Origin of the sequence: uncultured Stenotrophomonas sp., assembly GCF_913778665.1 — a bacterium.
Lineage (GTDB): Bacteria > Pseudomonadota > Gammaproteobacteria > Xanthomonadales > Xanthomonadaceae > Stenotrophomonas.
Map to the genome: position 1 here is coordinate 321,711 of NZ_CAJYVQ010000002.1, position 17,775 is coordinate 339,485.

Here is a 17,775-nt window from a genome sequence, read left to right on the forward strand (position 1 = left end):
GCTTGATGGAGATTGGATGGAGCGCCGCTCAGCGCTTGCGCCGGATCAACGCCGAGGAGGCATCCAGCACCGCGCGGGTCAGCAGGGCCATGGTCTGCACGTCGCCCTTCCAGTGCTGCCAGTACAACGGCACATCCTCCCACGCGCGCTGCCGCACGTAGACCAGGCGGCCGGCGTCCAGGTGCCGCTTCACCAGCGGCAGGGGGTTCATGGTCCAGCCCATGCCGCCCAGGTTGGCCTGCACGAAAGCGCGGGTGGACGGGATCCACCAGGTCGGCGCTGTGCTGGGCAGGTCGTCGCCGGCCATGCGCCGGGCAAAGCGCGACTGCATGTCGTCCTTGCGGTTGAACACCAGCACCGGGGCCTGCGCCAGCGCCTGCGCGGTCACGCCCTTGGCGAAATGGCGCTCGCGGAACTCAGGGGTGCAGGTCGCCGCATAGCGGATGCTGCCCAGCGCGTGGATCTGGCAACCCTGCACCGGCTCGTCCAGCGTGGTCACCGCGCCCAGCACCGTGCCCTGGCGCAGCAGCTCCACCGTGTGGTCCTGGTCTTCCACGCGCAGGTCCAGGGTAGTGCCCGTGGTCTGCGCGAACTGGTAGGCGGCCTGCGGAAACCAGGTCTCCAGGCTGTCGTGGTTCACTGCCACCGGGATGCTGGCCTGGGGCAGGTCCTCATCGGCCAGGCCCATGCGGTGCAGCGCATCGTGTTCCAGCAGGGCGGTCTGCTCGGCCAGCTGCACCAGCAACTGGCCCTCGGCGGTGGCGGTGGCCGGGGTGCCACGCTTGACCAGCAGGCGGCCGATCCGGTCCTCCAGCGCCTTGACCCGCTGCGAGATGGCCGAGGGCGTGACATTCAGGGACTGCGCGGCGCGGTCGAAGCTGCCTTCGCGGATCACCGCGGCCAGGGCGCGCAGCTGGGCATGATCGATGCGCATCGAATTAAGCTCCACTAATGTTGGTTTAGGAAGTTTAGCTCGTCTTTTCCATGTTGCGGCGCGACAATGGCGCCCGTTCCGGTGCTGTCCGCCTTCGCGAGGCACCGTCCCCCCAAGCAATACAAGGCAGTGAATCCCATGTTCTCGGTCATCTCCGCCAGCACCGGCCTCGGTGCCTGGTTCTCTGGTGCAGCCACCGGCATCGGCCTGTTCGCCGTGGTCGGCGCCCAGAGCGCCTTCATCCTGCGCCAGGGCATCCTGCGCAAGCACATCGTGCCGGTGGTCGCCACCTGTGCGGCCATCGATGCGATTTTCATCTTCGCCAGCGTCGCAGGCCTGCGCACGCTAACCTCGGCGCTGCCGTGGCTGACCACCGCCGTGCTGTGGACCGGTGTGGCGTTCCTGGCCTGGTACGCGATGAAGTCGGCGCGCCGCGCGATCGCCGGTGGTGGTGGCATGGGTGAGGTCGACAGCGACGACGGCAGCCGCCGCGCGGTGCTGATGGCCGCGGTCGGCTTCTCGCTGATCAACCCGCACTTCTGGCTGGACATGATGGTGATCGGTTCGATCGCCGAGAACTTCGGCAACGCCCGCATGGCCTTCGCTGCCGGCGTGGTCACCGCCAGCTGCCTGTGGCTGACTGCGCAGGGCCTCGGCGCGCGCCTGCTGGCGCCGCTGTTCACCAAGCCCAGTACCTGGCGCGTGCTCGACGGCACCATCGCGGTGATCCTCAGCATCCTGGCCCTTACGTTGGCGGTGCGTGGGGTCCACTGACCCGGCGCACGCCCCCCGAACCCACGTCCTGACTCTCTCTCCAAGGTAGTGGTAACGACGGCACCGGCAACGGTGCCGTCGGATTTTGTGCGCCACTGGCGGACGGGGCGGCAGCCTGCCTAGAATCGGCCAGCCGGGACAAGGGGGCCAGGCAGGGGGAAGTAGGATGCACAAGCGCTGGCTGACCGCCATCATCGTGGCGGGATTGTGGTGTGGAACGGCTGCTGCGATCGATCTGGGCGCCTATGTGCGAGCGGACAAGTTCGGCGATGTCATGCTGTCTCCCGGGGGCGACTATCTGGCCGCGACCGTGCCTGCGGACGGCTTCACCGCTGTGATCATCCTTCGTACGGACGACAACACGCCGGTGGGTAACCTGCGCCCACCACTCAATTCGCATGTCTTCAACATGCACTGGGTCAACAACGATCAGGTGATGTTCGGTCTGGCGCAGAAGTTCGGCACACGTGATGCGCCCTGGGCCACCGGCGAGCTTCTGACACTGGATGCGCGCACCGGGCGACCGGAATTACTGGTGGGCTACCGCGATCTTGGCCTGCGCGTGCGGCCCAAGTACCGGACGTCGGCTGCGGCCTTCCTCAGTGACGCCTTGCCCGGCGATGATGCCCACGTGGTCATCGCGGTGGGTGGATCGCGGCTGGACGCCAATGGCTATGCGGCCCAGCTTGAACTGGCAAGCGGCAAGCAGCGCCTGCTGGCCCGCGCGCCGATGCCGGGTGCCTCCTATGTGGTGGATGCCCGAGGCGACGTGCGTTTCGTCCAGGGCGTCGGTACCGATAACGTCCGACGGCTCTACCACCGCAACGGTGGCGACTGGGTGCTGGTCAATGATGAGAAACGCAGTGGTCGCGGCGAGGCGGCGCTGGGCTTTTCCGCCGACGGTCAGCTGGCCTACCTGCTCAGCGAGCAGCCCAGCGGCCCCGATGCCATCGTCAGCTGGAACCCAGCCACGCAGGAGCGCAAGGTCGTGCTGCGCGACGAGGTCGTCGATCCGGCGCGACTGATCCACCGCCCGGGCAGCACCGTGCCGGTCGGCGCGCTGTTCCTGGGAAACACTGCGCATACCCGGTTCTTCGACGAAAACTCGGACGAGGCGCGGTTGTACCGCAGCCTGGAAGCGGCCTTCCCTGGGCGTGCAGTGTTCGTTACCTCCAGTACCCGAGACGGTCGCCGCCTGCTGGTGGAAACCGGGTCCGGTTCCAATCCGGGTGAGTTCTACCTGTACGACCGTGACCGCAACCAGGCGCGCTTCCTGATGGCGCGCAGCGAATGGATCGACCCGCAGACCACGGCGTCGGTGCGGCCGGTCCTGCTCAAGGCGCGCGATGGGTTGCAGCTCCATGGATTCCTGACAGTCCCACACGGCAGTACCGGCCGGGATCTGCCGATGGTGGTGGTGCCGCATGGTGGGCCGATCGGGGTGTTCGACAACGGTAGTTTCGATCACGAGAACCAGTTGCTGGCCGCTGCCGGCTACGCCGTGCTGCAGATCAATTTCCGCGGCTCCGGCAACTATGGCCGTGCCCACAGCCACGCAGCACAGAAACAGTGGGGCCGGGCAATGCAGGACGATGTCACTGATGCCACCCGTTGGGCCATTGCTCAGGGCATCGCCAACAAGGACCGCATCTGCATCTATGGTGCCAGCTACGGTGCCTATTCGGCGCTGATGGGCGCCGCGCTCGAGCCGGGCCTGTACCAGTGCGCGGCCGGCTATGTGGGCGTCTACGACCTGCCGCTGATGTTTGCTGACGGCGACATCCAGGACCGCGCGGCGGGCATGACCTACCTGCGCGAGTGGCTGGGTGATCCGGCCACGCTGGCTGCGGTCTCGCCGGTGAACCTGGCGGATCGGATCAAGGTGCCGGTGTTCCTGGCGGCCGGTGGTCAAGACAAGCGCGCGCCGATCCTGCACTCCGAGCGCATGGAAGCGGCGCTCAAGCGTGCCGGTACGCCGGTGGAAAGCCTGTACTACAAGACCGAAGGGCACGGCTTCTATACCGAAGCCCATCGCAGCGAGTACTACGGCAAGCTGCTGGCGTTCCTGTCGCGCAGCCTCGGCGGCAAGACGGCGACGGCAGCGGGCAGCAAGGGCAAGGCGCCGTAGCGCAAAGAGCGGCGGATGCTTCATCCGCCGTGCCGGCTCCCGCCTGCGTTTGGGCTTACTTGACCCCGTGCATCATCCGCTTCAGCAGCGGTGCCGCGATGAAGGCGGCCAGCGCGCAGCCCAGGCCGATCCACATCAGCAGCCAGAACAAGTGCGCGTAGGCACCGGCCGCGGCCACCATGTCCAGTGATTCGCCCTCCGGCACCTCGATCGCGGCCAGCTTGCCGAACAGCGCGGCCAGCGTTTCCGAGAACGCGGTGGCCAGGAACCAGGTGCCCATCATCAGGCTCATCACCCGCGGCACCGCCAGCTGGGTCACCGCCGACAGGCCGACCGGCGACAGGCACATCTCGCCACTGGCCAGCAGGAAGTAGGCCAACACCAGCCACCACACGCTGGCCATCTCGCCGGTGGCGCCCACCTGCTGAGCCGCCAGCGCCAGCGGCACGAACGACAGCGCACCGATCACCAGGCCCCAGGCCGATTTCACCGGCTTGCCCGGCTCCCAGCCGCGGCGATCCATCCACGTCCACAGTGCGGCGAAGGCCGGCGCCAGGAGCACCAGGAACAGGCCACCAAGATAGGTGAGCGAGCCAGCGGTCTGCGGAATCACCAGGCAGTCACGCACCAGCAGCACCAGCATCAGCACGACGATGGCGGCAAAGAAGGTGCGCGGCGCCGACGAACCCGGACGGCGCTCGGACAACCGCGCGCTGACCACGAAGCCCAGTGGGGCCAGCAGCAGCGAGATGATCGACCACGGCAGCGGGGTGCCACCGGTGATCACCAGCGCCGGCACGATGTCCTTGGTCAGCAGGCGATCGGTGAAGGTCACCCACGAGCCATAGGACTGCTCGTACATCGTGAAGAACACCAGCGCCATGAAGATCAGCACCATCAGCGCGATCATCTGCTGGCGCTGCACCGGCGTGCATTTCGTGCCGGTGAACCAGGCAAACCAGACCAGCACGCCGCCCAGCACCACCAGCATCAGCATCAACGCCAGGCTGATTTCGCCGCCCAGTGCGAACGCGCCGTTGCCGGCCGCCCACATCAGCCACGCCACCGGCAGCACGCCGAGCACCGCGCACAGATAAATGAGCCATTCGCGCGGCAGGCCGAGCACCTTCTGCTTCAGCGCAGCCGGCTGTGGCGGTTCGGCGTGGCCCTGCAGGTACTTCTGGCCCCACAGGAACATCGCCAGGCCAGCCAGCATGCCGATGCCTGCGGCACCGAAGCCGTACTTCCAGCCATAGGCCTCGCCGAGGAAACCGCACACCAGCGAGGAAAACAACGCGCCCAGGTTGATGCCGGCGTAGAACAATGAGAAGCCCGAATCGCGGCGCGGATCGTCCTTGGCGTACAGCTTGCCGACGATGGTGGAGATGTTCGGCTTCAGGAAGCCCACGCCCACGATGATCAGCGCCAGCGACAGGTAGGTCACCGCCAGCGCCGAGGTATCACGCACCACTTCACCGTTGACCCGGTACGCCGCGTGGCCCTCGAAGGCCATGCCGAGGTGGCCAAGCACCAGCAGGATGCCGCCGAACAGCACCGCCCGGCGCATGCCCAGCCAGCGGTCGGCCAGCATGCCGCCGAATACCGGGATGCAGTAGACCAGGCCGCCGTAGGCACCGAGCAGGTCCAGGCCGGCCTTGTCGCCGAACAGGTGGTACTTGGTCAGGTACAGCAGCAGCAGCGCCTTCATGCCGTAGAAGGAGAAGCGCTCCCACATTTCGGTGAAGAAGCAGACGTAGACGCCTTTCGGGTGGCCGAGGAAGTCGTCGGAAGCAATCGCGGTGGAATCCATCGGCGGATTATAGGCGCGTGCCGCAGGCACGCGCCGGGCAGCGCCGGGCCATGCCCGGCGGCACTACGCAACGCCGGGCATGGTCCGGCGCTACCGTTTACAGGTACCGCAGCCAGGCCAGATCGCGCCGGCGCGCCTTGAACCGGCCGAACAGCAGCGTCGGTGGGTACATCGCCACCGCCAGCGCACAGGCCACCAGCAGCAGGCCGGCCACCGAATCCAGCGCATACAGGCTGCCATGAGTCGGCCCCCAGGTCGCCAGCGCGACCAGGTACAGCAGCTTCAGCACGTACAGATGCAGCAGGTAGAAGAACATCGGCGCTGCACCGATATCGGCCAGCGGTTGCAGGGCGCGGGCCAGCGGCGCCCACTCATACAGGCGCAGCAGCACCAGACCGATGCCCAGGGTCAGCAGCAGGAACTGCAGCGACGGTGGGTACTTAGTCACGTTGAACACGCTCATCCAAGTGCGCAGCGCACTGTCCTGGTACTGCCACGGCGCTTCGCCATAGCCGTTGGCCAGGCGCAGCAGGGCGAACGCGGCCAGCGCACCCAGCCCGGCCCACAGCAGCCAGCGCTGGCGCTGCGCCGGGTCGCGGTCGCGGGCGAACCACGGACCCATCAGGTAGCCCAGCACGATCACCCCGATCCACGGCAGCACCGGATAGGAGGTGCGCAGGCGCATCACCCCTGCGTCGATCCAGTCGCGCTGGTGCAGCACCTTCCACAGCACGGCCAGTACGCCATTCCCTTCCACCCGCACCCCATCGAACAGATTGTGGCCGGCCACCAGCAGCACGCCCAGCACCAGCAGGACCGGGCGCGGCAGCCACAACAGGCCGGCCAGCGCGATCATGCTCAGCCCGATGGCCCAGATCACCTGCAGGTACAGCGTGTCCGGCGGGAACTGGAAGGTCCAGGCGAAGCTCACCAGGGTCAGTTCCAGCACCACCAGGAACAGGCCGCGCTTGAGCAGGAAGGCGGCCGTGGCCCGGCGCGGGTCGGCCTGGCGCTGGCCGTACAGCCACGCCGACAGGCCGGTGAGCAGCACGAATACAGGCGCGCACAGATGCGCCAGCAGGCGGCAGGCGAACAGGGCAGGGGACACGCTGGCCGCGTCCATCGGGTCACCGACCTGGTGCTGCAGGAAGAAGGTCTCACGCACGTGGTCGAGCAGCATCAGCAGCATCACGGTGCCGCGCAGCTGGTCGATGGAGGCCAGCCGGAGGGAGGGGGAAGGGGGCATGCGGAGCAACGGCTGGATACAACATAAAGATATAACATATCATTTGCGGGGCAGCCAGTCCGGCTTTGCTGCATCGGCCGGTTGCCTGTGCACGCCCGCGGCCGTTGCACTGCAGCAGCCGACCCCATCCTTTGGCACGCTGGACTTGCTCTGCCCTGAACGCTAGCGTGGCAGGGATTTTTTGCCAGCAGGGGCTTCCATGAACCACGACGCTGCGCCCAAGCAGCTCACCTTCCGCGCAGTGGCCCTGGCCATCGTGCTGGCGGTGGTGCTGTCGGCCGCAAACGCCTACCTCGGTCTGTTCGCAGGCCTGACCATCGCCACCGCCATTCCCGCCGCGGTGATTTCCATGGGCGTGCTGCGCCTGCTGGGCGGTGGCTCCATCCTTGAAAACAACATCGTGCAGACCGGCGCCTCGGCCGGTTCGTCCATCGCCGCCGGTGTCATCTTCACCATCCCGGCGCTGGTCATCATGGGCTACTGGCCGGACTTCAAGTACTGGTGGGTGCTGGGCATCGCCGGCCTGGGTGGCCTGCTGGGCGTGCTGTTCTCGGTGCCGCTGCGCCGTTCGATGATCGTTGAAGACCCGCTGCCGTTCCCGGAAGGCAAGGCCGCGGCCGAAGTGCTCAAGGCCGGTGAGAACCCGGGCCCGGGCCTGAAGATCCTCGGCCTGTCGGCGGTGATCGGTGCGTTCGTGAAGCTGGCCGCGGAAAGCGGCATGCGCCTGATCCCGGACGCCTGGGCCACCTCGGCCTATGTCGGCAGCTCCAAGGTCACCGCCTTCATCGGCACCAACCTGTCGCCAGCGCTGCTGGGCGTGGGCTACATCGTCGGCCTCAACGTCGGCATCGTGGTGGTGTCCGGCTCGATCCTGACCTGGCACATCGCCATCCCGATCTACCAGGCGTTCTTCATGAACACCGATCCGGCGCTGGCCGCATCGGTGGCCACCGCTTCGTCCACCGAAGCCGCGTTCGCCATCTGGGGCGCGAAGATGCGTTACCTGGGCGTCGGCGCGATGCTGATCGGTGGCATCTGGACCCTGATCTCGCTGCGCAAGTCGCTGCTCAACGGCGTCAAGAGCGGTTTTGCCGCGGCCCGCAAGAGTGGCGGCCCGGTGCTGGCCCACACCGAACGCGACCTGCCGATGAAGTGGATGCTGGTCGCGCTGGTGGCCTTCGTGCTGCCGCTGCTGGCCCTGTACCAGGCCATCGTCGGCCAGTGGCACGTGTCGATCCCGATGACCCTCATCATGATCGTCGCCGGCTTCCTGTTCGTGTCGGTCTCGGCCTACCTGGCCGGCCTGATCGGCTCGTCCAACAACCCGGTCTCGGGCATCACCATCTCCACCATCCTGTTCGCCTCGGCCGTGCTGGTCGTGCTGCTCGGCGCAGATGGCCTGAAGCCGGTCGGTGCCGGCGGTGCGCCGCTGGGGGCGGTGGCCGCGATCATGATCGGCGCGGTGGTGTGCTGCGCCGCCGCGGTCGGCGGAGACAACCTGCAGGACCTCAAGGCCGGCTACATCGTCGGTGCCACCCCGTGGAAGCAGCAGCTGATGCTGGGCATCGGCGCGTTCTCGTGCGCGCTGATCATGGCCCCGGTGCTGAACCTGCTGGCCACCGCCTACGGCATCGGCGTCAAGTCCGAGCTGCACCCGAACGCACTGGCCGCGCCGCAGGCCAACCTGATGGCCTCGGTGGCCAAGGGCCTGTTCGGTGGCGAACTGCCGTGGACCTTCATCGGCATCGGTGCCGTGGTCGGCGCCGCCATCATCGCCATCGACAGCTGGCTGAAGGCGCGCAACGCCCGCTTCCGCGTGCCGGTGCTGGCCGCCGCCATCGGCATCTACCTGCCGCTGGAGCTGATGGTGCCGATCTTCCTCGGTGGCCTGATCGCCTACCTGGTCGAGCGCTTCCACAAGGTGCGCGCCGATGACGAAGAGGGCCGCGACCGCGTGCACAAGCCGGGCGTGCTGTTCGCCGCCGGCCTGATCACCGGCGAGGCGCTGATGGGCATCGCCATCGCGATTCCGATCGTGGTCAGCAGCCGCGCAGACGTGCTGGCCGTACCGTTCCACCTGCCCGGCGCACAGTGGATCGGCCTGGCCGTGCTGTTCCTGGTCGGCTGGCTGATCTACCGCACCGGCAAGCGCGCCGTGGCGTAATGCCAAGGGGGCGGATCCCTTTCCAACGGGTAGTGCCGGCCAGCGGCCGGCACTACCGTCCCCCCGCAAACCCCGCTCCGGCGGGGTTTGCTCGTTCTGGCGGCGGAGCCACCCTCCGCGGGTGGCCATGACCGATGGCCTTGGCAGCCCCAGCCGCACGGGCCTAACATCGGGCTTTTGCCGTCCTGCGGAGACCCCGATGAAACTGCGTCATGCCCTGCTGCCACTGAGCCTGCTGGCCGCCCTGCCCAGCGTTGCCGCTGCCCGTGGTCTGGAAGTCCGCGACATGGTGGCGATGGACCGCGTCTCCGCGCCGGTACTGACCGCTGATGGCGGCACCGTGGTGTTCGCCAAGCGCAGCGTCGATGCCAACCTGAAGGCCTCCACCGCACTGTTCGCGCGCAACCTGCGCACCCGTGACGCGGCCCCGCCGAAGCAGATCACCCCGGCCGGCTGGAGCGTCAATTCGGCCTCGCTGTCGGCCGATGGCCAGACCGTGTATTTCCTCAGCGCCAAGAACGGCAGCCAGCAGCTGTACGCCCAGCCGCTCAACGGCGGCACGCCGCGCCAGCTGACCGATTTCGCGGTCGACGTGGACAGCTACCACGTGTCGCCGCAGGACGACCGCGTGCTGTTCAGTGCCGGCGTGTTCCAGGCCTGTGCCTCGGACCTGGCCTGCACCGAGAAGAAGCTCAAGGACGTTGCCGGCGCCAAGGCCAGCGGCAAGGTCTTCGATTCGCTGTTCGTGCGCCACTGGGACACCTGGAACGACGGCCGCCGCAACACCCTGTTCGTGGCGCCGCTGCCGGCCGCCAAGGCCGGCCCGGTCAAGGGCGCTTCGGCGCTGAGCGCCACCATTGATGGTGATGCGCCGTCCAAGCCGTTCGGCGGCAATGACGATTTCGTGTGGTCGCCGGATGGCGCCAGCGTGGTGGCCAGCATCCGCGTGGCCGGCAAGCAGGAGCCGTGGTCGACCAACTTCGACCTGTACCGCTTTGACGCTGCCGGCAAGCAGGCGCCGGTCAACCTGACCGCGTCCAACCCGGCCTGGGATGCCGGCCCGGTGTTCAGCGCCGACGGCAAGACCCTGTTCTACCGTGCGATGAAGCGCCCGGGCTTCGAGGCCGACCGCTTCGGCCTGATGGCGATGGACCTGGCCAGCGGCAAGACCCGCGAGATCGCCCCGCAGTGGGACCGTTCGGCCGGTGGCATCACCCTGTCCGCCGACGGCGCCAGCATCTACACCACCGCCGATGACCTCGGCGAGCACCCGTTGTTCCAGATCGACGTGGCCAGCGGCAAGGCCACCAGGCTGATCGGCGACGGCAGCGTTACCGCAGTCGACGTGGCCGGCAACAGCGTGGCGATCACACGCAACAGCCTGAAGAGCAACGACCAAGTGCTGGTCGGCCTGCTCCCGGCCGCGGGCCAGCCGATCGGCGAGCTGCGCGCGCTGACCCCGGCCGCTGGAGACGTGCTGAAGGACGTGTCTTTCGGCGACTACGAGCAGTTCGAGTTCAAGGGCTGGAACAATGACACCGTGCACGGCTACGTGGTCAAGCCGCACAACTACCAGGAAGGCAAGTCCTACCCCGTGGCGTTCCTGATCCACGGCGGCCCGCAGGGCAGCTTCGGCAATGGCTGGAGCTACCGCTGGAACCCGCAGACCTACGCGGGCCAAGGCTACGCGGTCGTGATGATCGACTTCCACGGCTCCACCGGCTACGGCCAGGCCTTCACCGATGCGATCAGCCAGCACTGGGGCGACCGCCCGCTGGAAGACCTGCAGAAGGGCTGGGACGCAGCGCTGAAGAAGTATTCCTTCCTCAACGGTGACAAGGCCTGTGCGCTGGGCGCCAGCTACGGCGGCTTCATGGTCAACTGGATCGCCGGCAACTGGAACAGCCCGTTCAAGTGCCTGGTCAACCACGACGGCGTGTTCGACCAGCGCATGATGGGTTACGCCACCGAAGAACTGTGGTTCACCGAGTGGGAGCAGGGCGGTACCCCGTACCAGAAGGCGGCGAACTACGAGAAGTTCAACCCGGTCAACCACGTGGCGGACTGGAAGAAGCCGATCCTGGTGATCCACGGCCAGCAGGACTTCCGCATTCCGGTCGAGCAGGGCCTGGCCGCGTTCACCGCCGCCCAGCGCCAGGGCATCGAGTCGAAGTTCCTGTACTTCCCGGACGAAAACCACTGGGTGCTGAAGCCGAACAACAGCATCCTGTGGCACGACACCGTCAATGCCTGGCTGAAGCAGCACATCGGCGAATAAGCCGGTCTGGCGCCGCCCCCCCACCGGGGCGGCGCTCTGCCTTTTGTAGAGCCGAGCCATGCTCGGCTGCTTTGTGCTTCCCTTCCCGCCAACAGCAGCCGAGCATGGCTCGGCGCTACATGAGCGCATGCATGCCTTCGACTGCCCTGATCCAGAACGACATCGTCGTCTTCGGTTTGATCGCCGCCACCCTCGGCGCCGTGTTCTGGACCGCCTCGCGCGAGCAGGGCCTGTGGAAGCGCTTCTACACCTTCGTGCCGGCACTGCTGCTGTGCTACCTGATTCCCGGCATCTACAACACCGTCGGCCTCATCGACGGGCAGAACACCAAGCTCTACAACCCGGTCGCGCGCGACATCCTGCTGCCGGCGGCGCTGATCCTGCTGACCCTGGCAGTGGACATCAAGGGCATCCTGCGGCTTGGCCCAAAACTGGTGCTGATGTATCTGGGCGCTTCGGCCAGCATCATGCTGGGCGCGGTGGTGGCCTTCCTGCTGATGCGCGCGGTGCATCCGGAAACCGTGGCCGGCGACACCTGGGCCGGCATGGCCGCGTTGGCGGGCAGCTGGATCGGTGGCGGTGCCAACATGCTGGCCATGCGCGAAGTGTTCGACGTCAATGCCACCACTTTCGGCCAGTTCGCGGTGGTCGATGTCGGCGTGGGCTATGTGTGGATGGCCGCACTGATCTTCCTCGCTGGGCGCGCGGCGAAGATCGATGCACGCAGTGGCGCCGACACCTCGGCCATCGATGAGCTGAAGGAGCGCATCGCGCGCTTCCAGGCCGAGCACGAGCGCATTCCCAGCCTCACCGACCTGATGCTGATCGTGGCGGTGGCCTTCGGCGGTGTCGGTCTTGCACACGCGATCGGGGCGCCCCTGGCGGCCTGGTTCAAGGCGAACGTCAGTTGGGCCGCGCAGTTCAGCCTGGACGCACCGTTCGTGTGGGTGGTGGTGCTGTCGACCACGTTGGGCCTGGGCCTGAGTTTCACCCGTGCGCGCACCCTGGAAGGCGCGGGCGCCTCGCGGCTGGGTTCGCTGCTGCTGTATTTCCTGATCGCCTGCATCGGCATGCAGATGGACTTGCTTGCGTTGCTGGATCGGCCGTGGCTGTTCCTGCTGGGCATCGTCTGGATCAGCGTGCACATTGTGCTGCTGTGGTGCCTGGGCAAGCTGCTGAAAGTGCCGTTCTTCTACTTCGCCATCGGTTCGCAGTCGAACATCGGTGGCCCGGCCTCGGCCCCGGTGGTGGCGGCGGCGTTCCATCCGGCACTGGCGCCGGTCGGCGTGCTGTTGGGCACGATGGGCTACGCCACCGGCACCTATCTGGCCTATATCGTCGGCATCACCCTGCGCGCACTGGCGGGGCAGGGGTGATGGGAGGGTGCCGGCCAGCGGCCGACACTGCCGGCTTTACGCTACCGGCAATCCGCGCTCGATCAACCACGCCTTTGCGTCTCCGGCATCCTGTTCGAACCATGCCTGGGTAGACCCCAGCCGGTACGTGTAGCCCCACGCATCCATGTCGGCCATCAGCTGCTGGCTGCCGACACCGGGCAGCCGTGCGGCCAGCACGATCTGCAGGTAGCAGGTGGCATCTTCTTCCGGCACTGAATCGGTGGCATCGGTGTGCACCTGCGCGCGCCGCTCCGGCGGCAATACGATCAGGTGGCAGGCTTCGTGCAGCATCGAATGCACGGGGGTGTCGTTGCGTACGTACACGTTGCTGGCGATGATGCCGGCCTCGGGCTCGCCCCAGTAGCTGCCGGGAATCGGCTCGCCGTCCGCCACGTGATGCAGCAGCAGGCCATGCGCGGCGAGCAGGCGCTGCGCATCGGCGAAGGCGATATCGCCGACGCGGGTGACGTTCGGTTCGGGCGTGGTGTCGGTCATGCGTCATGCGGCCCCGCCCATGCAGGCACGGGCGGGGCAGGGGATCAGGGTTTGTCCGGGCCTTCCGGCAGCGCCACGGAGATGTCCAGCACATCGTGCTGGCCATCCTTCACCAGGTCGACCTTCACTGCATCGACGTCGATGTTCACGTACTTCTTGATCACTTCCAGCAGCTCGCGCTGCAGCAGCGGCAGGTAGTCCGGGCCACCACGGTTGCTGCGTTCCTGCGCGATGATGATCTGCAGGCGGTTCTTGGCGGTTTCGGCGGTGGTCTTCTTCGCTTTGAGGAAATCAAACAGGCCCATGCTTACCCTCCGAACAGCTTGCTGAAGAAGCCCTTCTTCTCGACGTTGGTGAAGCGCATCGGGCGTTCTTCGCCGAGGATGCGCGCGACGGCGTCGTCATACGCCTGGCCGGCAGCGGATTCGACATCCAGGATGACCGGCTCGCCCTTGTTGGAGGCGTTGAGCACGTCGCCGGACTCGGGGATCACGCCGATCGCCTTCAGGCCCAGCACTTCCTCGACGTCGGCGATGCTCAGCATCTCGCCGCTTTCCACGCGCACCGGGGTGTAGCGGGTCAGCAGCAGGAAGGCCGGCACGTCCTGGCCGGACTCGGCCTTGTGGGTCTTCGAGTCGAGCAGGCCGATGATGCGGTCCGAGTCGCGCACCGAAGACACTTCCGGATTCACCACCACCACCGCACGGTCGGCGAAGTACATCGCCAGGAAGGCGCCCTTCTCGATGCCGGCCGGGGAGTCGCAGATGATGTAGTCGAAGCCGTCGGCGGCCAGATCCTTCAGCACCTTGCCCACGCCTTCCTGGGTCAGTGCATCCTTGTCGCGGGTCTGCGACGCGGCCAGCACGTACAGGTTCTCAAAGCGCTTGTCCTTGATCAGGGCCTGCTTGAGGGTGGCTTCGCCGTGCACGACATTGACGAAGTCGTACACCACGCGGCGTTCGCAGCCCATGATCAGATCGAGGTTGCGCAGGCCGACGTCGAAGTCGATCACCGCCACCTTCTTGCCGCGCCGCGCCAGGCCGCAGGCCAGGCTTGCGCTGGAAGTGGTCTTGCCGACGCCGCCCTTGCCGGAGGTGACTACGATGATTTCAGCCAAAGGACTTCTCCTGATGATTCTGTTGGGGGGCTGCGTCAGTCCAGCGCAGCGATCTTGACCTGGTCCTGTTCCAGCCACACCTGCACGGCCTTGCCGCGCAGGTTGTCCGGGACATCGTCCAGTACCTTGTAGTGGCCTGCAATGGCGACCAGTTCCGCATGGAAATCGCGGCAGAAGATGCGTGCCGCGGTGTTGCCCTGGGCCCCTGCCAGCGCGCGGCCGCGCAGGGTGCCGTAGATATGGATGCTGCCATCGGCGATGACCTCGGCGCCGGCGCCGACCGTGGCCATCACGGTCAGGTCGCAGTTCTCCGCGTACAGCTGCTGGCCCGAACGCACGTTGCCCAGCTGCATACGGCCCGGCTGCGGCGCTGCGGCATCGGCGACCTTGGCCACCGGTGTGGCTGGGGCCGGCTTCGGCTCGGCACGCACCGCGCGGCGCGGCTCCGGTGCGGGTGGCGGCGGCGCGGCTTCGGCCTCGGCGCGCTCGTACTGGGCGCGGAACTTGGCCAGCAGCGGCAGCCCGAGCTGCTGCGAGAGCAGGTCGACCGCACTGGTGCCGTAGGCCAGCGCTACCGGCAGCACGCCGGCGCTGCGCAGGCCGTCGACCAGCGCCTGTGCGGTGGTCACGTCCGGCACCTGGCTCAGGCCGCCGAAGTCGAGGATCACCGCGGCCCGGCCGAACAGCTTCGGCGCGCGGGTCACGCGCTCGCGCATTTCCTGCACGAGGCGTTCGACATCAAGGGTACGGATGCGAAGGTTGGCGATGCCCACCTGGCCGATCTTCAGTTCACCGGCCTGTTCGTAATCGAAATTCACCGCCACGCTCAGGTCCCCGTCGGCCGCTGTGCCTGCGCCGGCAGCTGCCGGGCGCGTGTCCATGCCACATCCGGCAGCTTGCCGCCGTAGGTCTCCTGCACCCACGGGTAGCTGCACAGCTCCTTGGCCAACATGCTGGCGCGCACGTCGACGTGGGGCATGGTGTTCTGGCCCAGTTCGCGGAAGCCGAAGCTGCCGTGGAAGAGCAGGGCGGCATCGGCACCATGGTCGAGGAACACTTCGCAGGTCATCTGCGGGTAGCGCAGTTCGGCAAAGCTCTGTGCATCGGCATAGAACGCACGGCCGACACCGCCGCCACGACGGCGGCTGGCGACCACGATGCGGTCGATGTAGAAGAACGGGGTGTCCAGCTGCTGCTTGAACCAGGCGAAGTTGCTGCTGTCGTGCTGGCTGGCGCTGCCGAAGCCGATCAGGAAACCGGCCAGGTTGCCGTCGCGCTCGGCGACGCGGAAATACTCAGCGGTCTCGTAGAACAGGCGCAGCCGGGCCGCATCCAGGGGAAGGATGGCCAGGCCAGCGTTGTTGTTCAAAGCCAGGACGGAATCGAGCTCGTGCTCGCGCACGTCGCGGATGACAATCGACATTGTGACTCCGTGGGGTAACGCGGTTGGTCCATCACAAGGACCCTGCGCACGATTATTGCATGCCCGGGGCGGGCTGCGGCATGAACAGGCAACCGCGCAGGCATGACTTCCGTGGGGTGCGGTGCACAGGCCGGGCCCGTAGAGTGCAGGCATGTTGGGAGCCCTCAGCCATACACGCGTCCTCCGCCTGGCCGGCCTGTTCACCTGGGTCATGGTCGGCCTGCCGCTGGCTTACTCGCAGTTCGAGAACCTGCACAGCCGCGGCGACATGGGCGGTTGGGCGGTCCTGCTGTTCCTGGCCTACCTTTCCTTCGGCACCTCTTATTACTGGCTGACGCGCATCCTGCGCAGCGACAGCCACACCAGCTGGCTGGACCGTGGGCTGCTGTTGCTGCTGACGATCTCGGCGCTGGGGGTCAGCTTCCTCAGCGGCTCAGGCCTGGGCAGCATCCTGATGATGGTCGCCGCCGGGGTCATTCCGTGGATGCTGTCGGTGCGCCTGGGTGTGCTGTGGCTGCTGGTCAGCCAGCTGGCGGTGGCCCCGGTCTACTACATGCTGCTGCGCTTCCCGTTGTTCGAAGCGGTGATGCAGTCGCTGCTGTACGGCGGCTTCTCCATGTTCATCTTCGTGACCAGCCTGGTTGCCCGGCAGCAGACCGAGGCCCGTGACGAGCAGCGCCGACTGAACTCGGAACTGCGCGCGACCCGCGCCCTGCTGGCCGAAAGCGCCCGGGTCAACGAACGCACCCGCATTTCCCGCGAGCTGCATGACCTGCTCGGCCACCAGTTGACCGCGCTGACCCTGAACCTGGAAGTGGCCGGCCACCTGGCCGAGGGCCAGGCGCTGGACCATGTGAAGCGCTCGCACGCGCTGGCCAAGCTGCTGCTGGGCAACGTGCGCGAGGTCGTCAGCCAGCTGCGCGAGACCGGCGCCATCGACCTGGCCGCGGCACTGCGCCCACTGACCGAGAATGTGCCCTCGCTGGACATCCAGCTGGAGATCGACGATCCGCTGAACGTGGAAGACCCGCAGCGCGCCCATGTACTGCTGCGCTGCACCCAGGAGATCATCACCAACACGGTGCGCCATGCCGGCGCGCGCCACCTGTGGATCAAGGTGTACCGTGAAGCCCCGGACCGGGTGGTGGTGGAGGCCCGCGACGACGGTGCCGGTGCAGAGATGGTCAATGTGGGCAACGGCTTGCGCGGCATGCGCGAGCGCCTGCAACAATGTGGTGGCCAGCTGCAGATCGAGACCCGCCCCGGCGAAGGCTTCCGGGTGCGCGCGACGGTGCCTGCAACGGTGCTGGTGGCCGCCCTTACCAAGGTTCCTGAAGGAGTACGTTGATGATTCGCGTCTGCCTGGTCGACGACCAAACCCTGGTGCGGCAGGGAATCCGCTCCCTGCTGGCGCTCGACGACGGCATCGAGGTGGTGGCTGAGGCCGGCGACGGCCGGCAGGCGGTCGAGCTGATACCGCAGGTGCGCCCCGACGTGGTCCTGATGGACATGCGCATGCCGGTGATGTCGGGGCTGGAGGCGCTGCAGGTGCTGTCGCGGCAGGAACAGCTGCCGCCGACCATCATCCTCACCACCTTCGATGATGACCAGCTGGTGCTGGCCGGGCTCAAGGCGGGGGCCAAGGGGTACCTGCTCAAGGACGTCACCCTGGCGCAGCTGGTCGGTGCCATCCGCACCGTTGCCGATGGCGGCTCGCTGGTGCAGCCGGCGGTGACCCAGCGCCTGCTGTCTGGCCTGGAGCACATGCGCAACGAGTTCGTCAGCCTGGACCGCCCGGACCCGCTGACCGACCGCGAGACCGAGATCCTGCGGTTGATGGCCAGCGGCTTCTCCAACAAGGAAATCGCCAATTCGCTGGGCGTGGCCGAAGGCACCATCAAGAACCACGTGTCCAACATCCTCTCCAAGCTGGGCGTGCGCGACCGTACGCGGGCCGTGCTGAAGGCGTTCGAACTTCAGCTGGTCTGAGGAAAACCTTTTCAGGACAA

General features: G+C 67.0%; 15 protein-coding genes. 7 read left to right on the forward strand and 8 right to left on the reverse strand.

Annotation, left to right across the window (positions count from 1 at the left end):
- Positions 1 to 28 precede the first annotated feature (28 nt).
- Positions 29 to 934 carry a LysR family transcriptional regulator ArgP gene (locus QZ853_RS02375; protein WP_005412604.1) on the reverse strand — a complete coding sequence of 302 codons (906 nt, stop codon included), beginning with the start codon at positions 932 to 934 and terminating at the stop codon, positions 29 to 31.
- A 138-nt stretch (positions 935 to 1,072) separates the two neighbouring features.
- Between QZ853_RS02375 and QZ853_RS02380 the strand changes: the two genes are divergently transcribed.
- Both QZ853_RS02380 and QZ853_RS02385 read left to right on the forward strand, forming a co-directional pair.
- On the forward strand, positions 1,073 to 1,708 hold the full coding sequence (locus QZ853_RS02380; RefSeq protein WP_295570432.1) for a LysE family transporter: 636 nt from the start codon (positions 1,073 to 1,075) through the stop codon (positions 1,706 to 1,708).
- 166 nt (positions 1,709 to 1,874) lie between these two features.
- The gene (locus QZ853_RS02385) at positions 1,875 to 3,836 is read left to right on the forward strand and encodes a prolyl oligopeptidase family serine peptidase (protein ID WP_295570433.1); all 1,962 of its coding nucleotides are present in this window, start codon (positions 1,875 to 1,877) and stop codon (positions 3,834 to 3,836) included.
- Positions 3,837 to 3,891: 55 nt separating this feature from the next.
- Here the strand turns inward: QZ853_RS02385 and QZ853_RS02390 are convergent, their stop codons facing one another.
- Both QZ853_RS02390 and QZ853_RS02395 read right to left on the reverse strand, forming a co-directional pair.
- On the reverse strand, positions 3,892 to 5,646 hold the full coding sequence (locus QZ853_RS02390) for an oligopeptide:H+ symporter (protein ID WP_295570434.1): 1,755 nt from the start codon (positions 5,644 to 5,646) through the stop codon (positions 3,892 to 3,894).
- Positions 5,647 to 5,743: 97 nt separating this feature from the next.
- A complete protein-coding gene (locus tag QZ853_RS02395; RefSeq protein ID WP_295570435.1) occupies positions 5,744 to 6,892 on the reverse strand; it encodes a heparan-alpha-glucosaminide N-acetyltransferase domain-containing protein in 1,149 nt (382 codons plus the stop codon).
- Between the two features lie 199 nt (positions 6,893 to 7,091).
- Here QZ853_RS02395 and QZ853_RS02400 point away from each other — a divergent pair, with 199 nt between their 5' ends.
- The 3 genes from QZ853_RS02400 (at position 7,092) to QZ853_RS02410 (ending at position 12,710) form a co-directional block, all read left to right on the forward strand.
- Positions 7,092 to 9,056, forward strand: coding sequence for an oligopeptide transporter, OPT family (locus tag QZ853_RS02400; protein WP_295570437.1), 1,965 nt, complete (start codon positions 7,092 to 7,094; stop codon positions 9,054 to 9,056).
- Positions 9,057 to 9,255: 199 nt separating this feature from the next.
- A complete protein-coding gene (locus QZ853_RS02405; protein WP_295570438.1) occupies positions 9,256 to 11,334 on the forward strand; it encodes a S9 family peptidase in 2,079 nt (692 codons plus the stop codon).
- Between the two features lie 131 nt (positions 11,335 to 11,465).
- A complete protein-coding gene (locus QZ853_RS02410) occupies positions 11,466 to 12,710 on the forward strand; it encodes a DUF819 family protein (protein ID WP_295570441.1) in 1,245 nt (414 codons plus the stop codon).
- Positions 12,711 to 12,746: 36 nt separating this feature from the next.
- Here the strand turns inward: QZ853_RS02410 and QZ853_RS02415 are convergent, their stop codons facing one another.
- From QZ853_RS02415 to QZ853_RS02435, 5 genes are read right to left on the reverse strand one after another with little or no spacing between them, the layout of a single operon-like run.
- Entirely contained in the window at positions 12,747 to 13,226 is a 480-nt protein-coding gene (locus QZ853_RS02415; RefSeq protein ID WP_295570444.1) for a hypothetical protein, read from the reverse strand.
- Positions 13,227 to 13,270: 44 nt separating this feature from the next.
- Positions 13,271 to 13,531 carry a cell division topological specificity factor MinE gene (gene minE, locus QZ853_RS02420; RefSeq protein WP_004148073.1) on the reverse strand — a complete coding sequence of 87 codons (261 nt, stop codon included), beginning with the start codon at positions 13,529 to 13,531 and terminating at the stop codon, positions 13,271 to 13,273.
- A gap of 2 nt (positions 13,532 to 13,533) precedes the next feature.
- Entirely contained in the window at positions 13,534 to 14,343 is an 810-nt protein-coding gene (minD, locus tag QZ853_RS02425; RefSeq protein WP_049445948.1) for a septum site-determining protein MinD, read from the reverse strand.
- Positions 14,344 to 14,378: 35 nt separating this feature from the next.
- The gene (gene minC, locus QZ853_RS02430; RefSeq protein ID WP_295570445.1) at positions 14,379 to 15,224 is read right to left on the reverse strand and encodes a septum site-determining protein MinC; all 846 of its coding nucleotides are present in this window, start codon (positions 15,222 to 15,224) and stop codon (positions 14,379 to 14,381) included.
- The gene (locus QZ853_RS02435; protein WP_295570446.1) at positions 15,170 to 15,766 is read right to left on the reverse strand and encodes a GNAT family N-acetyltransferase; all 597 of its coding nucleotides are present in this window, start codon (positions 15,764 to 15,766) and stop codon (positions 15,170 to 15,172) included. Before QZ853_RS02435 ends, minC begins: the two co-directional genes overlap by 55 nt.
- Before the next feature lie 151 nt (positions 15,767 to 15,917).
- Here QZ853_RS02435 and QZ853_RS02440 point away from each other — a divergent pair, with 151 nt between their 5' ends.
- Together QZ853_RS02440 and QZ853_RS02445 are read left to right on the forward strand one after the other, a co-directional pair.
- Entirely contained in the window at positions 15,918 to 17,114 is a 1,197-nt protein-coding gene (locus QZ853_RS02440) for a sensor histidine kinase (RefSeq protein ID WP_295570448.1), read from the forward strand.
- The gene (locus QZ853_RS02445) at positions 17,114 to 17,755 is read left to right on the forward strand and encodes a response regulator transcription factor (protein ID WP_006424175.1); all 642 of its coding nucleotides are present in this window, start codon (positions 17,114 to 17,116) and stop codon (positions 17,753 to 17,755) included. The genes QZ853_RS02440 and QZ853_RS02445 overlap by 1 nt, the downstream gene beginning before the upstream one ends.
- The last annotated feature ends 20 nt before the right edge of the window (positions 17,756 to 17,775 follow it).